The sequence below is a fragment of the Streptomyces ipomoeae 91-03 genome (assembly GCF_000317595.1).
Taxonomy (GTDB): Bacteria; Actinomycetota; Actinomycetes; order Streptomycetales; family Streptomycetaceae; genus Streptomyces; species Streptomyces ipomoeae.
In genome coordinates, this window is record NZ_AEJC01000088.1 from 1 (window position 1) to 3,879 (window position 3,879).

The following is a 3,879-nucleotide window of genomic DNA, read 5'->3' on the forward strand; positions in this document are numbered from 1 at the left end:
CGCCCGACTGTGTGTGCCCGATGGCCCGTGAGCCTTCTCTCTCTTGGTGCAAATGGCTACGAAATGATGTATTGGGGGTGCCCGACACACAGGTGTCGCCCATCCGGCGTGTATGTTCCGGGGCCGAGAGCCACGGAAGGGACCAATCCGGTGAACAAGAAGCTCGTGGCCGCACTGTCCGGCGGTGCGGTACTGGTACTGGCGCTGTCCGGCTGCAGCAGCGACGACACGAACGACAAGCTGAACTCCTGGGCCAAGCAGGTCTGCGACGACGTACAGCCGCAGATCAAGAAGATCGCGGCGGCCAATGCCTCGATCCAGAAGGAGACCTCGGACGACAGCGCACCGGAGGACGTGCAGCGGGCCGACTCCCAGGGGTTCCAGGACATCTCCGACGCGTACAAGGCGATGGCGACCGCCATTCAGACGGCCGGGGCGCCTGATGTCGAGGACGGCGAGAAGAAGCAGAAGGCCGCGGTCGCCGAGCTCAACCAGCTGTCGTCCGCCTATGCCGAGCTGAAGACGAAGTCGGACGCGCTGAACACGAAGGATCAGGCGAAGTTCGCGGACGGGCTCGAGGGTGTTGCCACCGAGCTGGAGAAGCTGAGCAAGACCGGGAGCAACGCGTTGAAGGAGCTGGAGAAGGGGGAGGTGGGGCAGGCGATGGCCAAGCAGGCCAGCTGCAAGTCGGCGACCGCGTCGGGTTCCGCCTCGGCGCCGGCGACCAAGAGCTGACCTGGGCGGCGGCTGGGCCGAGGCTCCGGAGTGCCGTCTGCTGGGGCGGTGCGGTTGGGGCGCCCGGGGTTCGTGCTGGGCGGTGCCTTGGCTGGGAGCCGGGGGTTTGTGCTGGGCGGTGCCTTGGTGGCTGGGCGCCCGGCGTGGGGGCCGGGCGGAGGTGGGCTGCGCAACTCGACGCTGCGAGGTGCCGCTGCGCCCATCCTCCCCCTTCTCGGCTTCGCTCCCCCATCGCCCCAGCGGCAGATTGCCCGCAGCTGGGACAAGCCAGGGGTGACAATGTGAGGCGTGACTGATTCCACCTTGTCTCCCTTGCCCTCTGTTGATCCGCCCGAGGTTGCCGTGCGGCTTCGGGAGGGGTTGATCGGTGCCGGGTTCACCGCTGATGGGCTGCTTGAGCTGCTCGGGGCGTCGGCGTATGCGGCGTTGGCTCGGAGTGAGGTTGTGCCGGCGCTGAGGGCTACCCGGGGGGACTCGGAGCTGGAAGCGCTGGTGCGGCTGTTTCTGTTGCAGCAGCCGGTGGCACGCGCGCGTGTGGAGAGGATTCTGCCCGTCGACGCGTGCGTCGAGAGTGGTTGGCTGGTTTCGATCGGTGACAGTGAGGTCGCGGCCGCTGTCGATGTGCGGCCTTACGGCGGTCCCGATGGCGAGGACTGGTTCATCGTGTCCGATCTCGGGTGCGCGGTCGGCGGGGCCGGGGGGATCGGGAAGCGGGACGAGGGGGTTGTTCTCGGGGTCGGAGGGGCCTCCACGACCCTCGCCGGGATCACCGTACGGACGCCCGTCGGGTCGGCGCTCGATCTCGGGACCGGCTCCGGGATCCAGGCGCTGCACGCAGCTCGGCACGCCACACGGGTGACGGCGACCGACGTCAATCCGCGCGCGCTGCACATCACGGCGCTCACGCTGGCGCTCTCCGGCGCGCCCGCCGCCGATCTGCGCCAGGGCTCCCTCTTCGAGCCGGTGGAGGAAGACGAGAGGTACGACCTCATCGTGTCGAATCCGCCATTCGTCATTTCTCCCGGCGCCCGGCTCATCTACCGCGACGGCGGGATGGGCGGGGACGATCTGTGCCGCACGCTCGTGTCGCAGGCGGGGGAGCGGCTGAACGAGGGCGGTTTCGCGCAGTTCCTCGCCAACTGGCAGCACGTGGAGGGGGAGGACTGGCAGGAGCGGCTCAGGTCGTGGGTGCCGCGCGGGTGCGACGCGTGGATCGTGCAGCGTGAGGTCCAGGACGTCACGCAGTACGCGGAGTTGTGGCTGCGGGACGCGGGCGACCACCGCGGTGACGTGGCCGAGTACCAGGCACGGTACGACGCGTGGCTCGACGAGTTCGAGGCGCGGAAGGTGAAGGCCGTCGGCTTCGGCTGGATCACGCTGCGGAAGTCGGCCGCCGCCGACGCCGAGCCCTCGATCACCGTCGAGGAATGGCCGCATCCAGTCGAACAGCCGCTCGGTGAGACCGTACGGGCGCACTTCGCGCGCGTCGACTACCTGCGGGCCAACGACGACGCCGCGCTCCTCGCCGGGCACTTCCGGCTCACCGCCGAGGTCGTCCAGGAGCAGGTCGGGCTGCCGGGAGCCGAGGACCCCGAGCATGTGGTGCTGCGTCAGAACCGCGGTATGCGCCGGGCCACCAAGGTGGACACGGTCGGCGCCGGATTCGCCGGTGTGTGCGACGGCACCCTCAGCGCGGGACGGATTCTGGACGCCATCGCTCAACTCGTCGGCGAGGACCCGGTGACCCTGCGCGACCGCACACCGGTCCAGATCCGGCTGCTGGTGGAGCAGGGGTTCCTCGAACCGATCGCGTGACGGTGCTCCCGCGGCCCTTGACCGTTTCCGTACCGTCCGGTGACCGTACTGGTACGGCTTCGGGTGTCCCGTCCCCGTAGCGGATGGGGTGTATCCGTACCCCTGAGGCGCATGTGTCCGGTCTGGCTGGATTGGTCAGGAAAAGGGCTCCTGTCAGTGGCACGTGCGAAGCTATTTTCAAGAGACGGATTCGACGTGTCCTCGGGGGAGGCACGCGCTGTCTCTGGGGGATCGGGGGATCGCGATGGCGGGGGATACGCCGGAGCAGGGCCAGGGAAGGATCATCAACGGCCGGTACCGACTGCTGCGCACACTCGGCGCGGGTGGCATGGGCCGGGTGTGGCTCGCGTACGACGAGGAGTTGGCCTGCGAGGTCTCCATGAAGGAGATCTCCCTGCCGGATGTCCCGATGGACGCGGCCGAGCCCGCGCAGCGCATCGCCCGGGCCCGCAGCGAGGCCCGGCACGCCGCACGCCTGCGCGGACATCCACATGTGGCGACGGTCCACGACGTGGTGCTGCACGACGGCCTGCCGTGGATCGTCATGGAGTACGTGCCGGACGCGATCGACCTCCAGGCGGTCATCCGGCAGCGCGGGCTGCTCACGCCGGAGCAGGTCGCGCGGATCGGGCTCGCCGTCCTCGACGCGCTCACCGCCGGGCACCGGATCGGCATCCTCCACCGTGATGTGAAACCGGCCAACATCCTCCTCGCGGCCGACGCCTCGGGCGACCCGTACGCGCGCGTGCTGCTCACCGACTACGGCATCGCGCTCCAGCCCGAGTCCCGCGAGCCCCGGCTCACCGCCACCGCCGGCATCCTCGGCACCCCCGGCTATCTGGCGCCCGAGCGCGCCCGGGGCGAGCCGCCCACACCGGCCGCCGACATGTTCTCGCTCGGCGCCACGCTGTACGCGGCGGTCGAGGGCCGGGGCCCCTTCGACCGGCACGGCGAGTACGCGACGCTCACCGCCCTGCTCGGCGAGGAGCCCACACCGCCCGCCCGCGCCGGTGAACTGGCCCCCGTTCTGCACGGGTTGCTCATCAAGGACCCGGTGCGGCGGCTGTCACCGGAGGCGGTGGCACGCGGCCTGGAGCGGGTCGCTGACGCGGGCGGCGCGTCCACACCGCCGGGCTGGGGAGCCACCCCGGCGGCGGCGCCCGAGGGCTTCGGACCGGCTCCCGGTGGCCCCGGGGGAGGTGGGCCGAGTGGTCCCGGTGGCCATGCCACCGCCGGTACGCCGCCCGGGTACGCGGCGAGCGCGCCGCCCGGCCATGTGGCCGCCGCACAGGGCAGCGGGGGTACGCCCCACACGCCGGGTGCGCCCCA

At 70.7% G+C, this 3,879-nt stretch carries 3 protein-coding genes; all 3 read left to right on the forward strand.

Annotated features, from left to right (window positions below; genetic code table 11):
- The first annotated feature begins 150 nt into the window (after window positions 1-150).
- Entirely contained in the window at window positions 151-735 is a 585-nt protein-coding gene (locus tag STRIP9103_RS05465) for a hypothetical protein (RefSeq protein ID WP_009300280.1), read from the forward strand.
- 288 nt (window positions 736-1,023) lie between these two features.
- On the forward strand, window positions 1,024-2,550 hold the full coding sequence (locus STRIP9103_RS05470; RefSeq protein WP_009300278.1) for a DUF7059 domain-containing protein: 1,527 nt from the start codon (window positions 1,024-1,026) through the stop codon (window positions 2,548-2,550).
- A 244-nt stretch (window positions 2,551-2,794) separates the two neighbouring features.
- Window positions 2,795-3,879, forward strand: a 1,085-nt coding sequence (locus STRIP9103_RS05475; protein ID WP_009300282.1) for a serine/threonine-protein kinase, incomplete at its 3' end; no start/stop codon positions are given.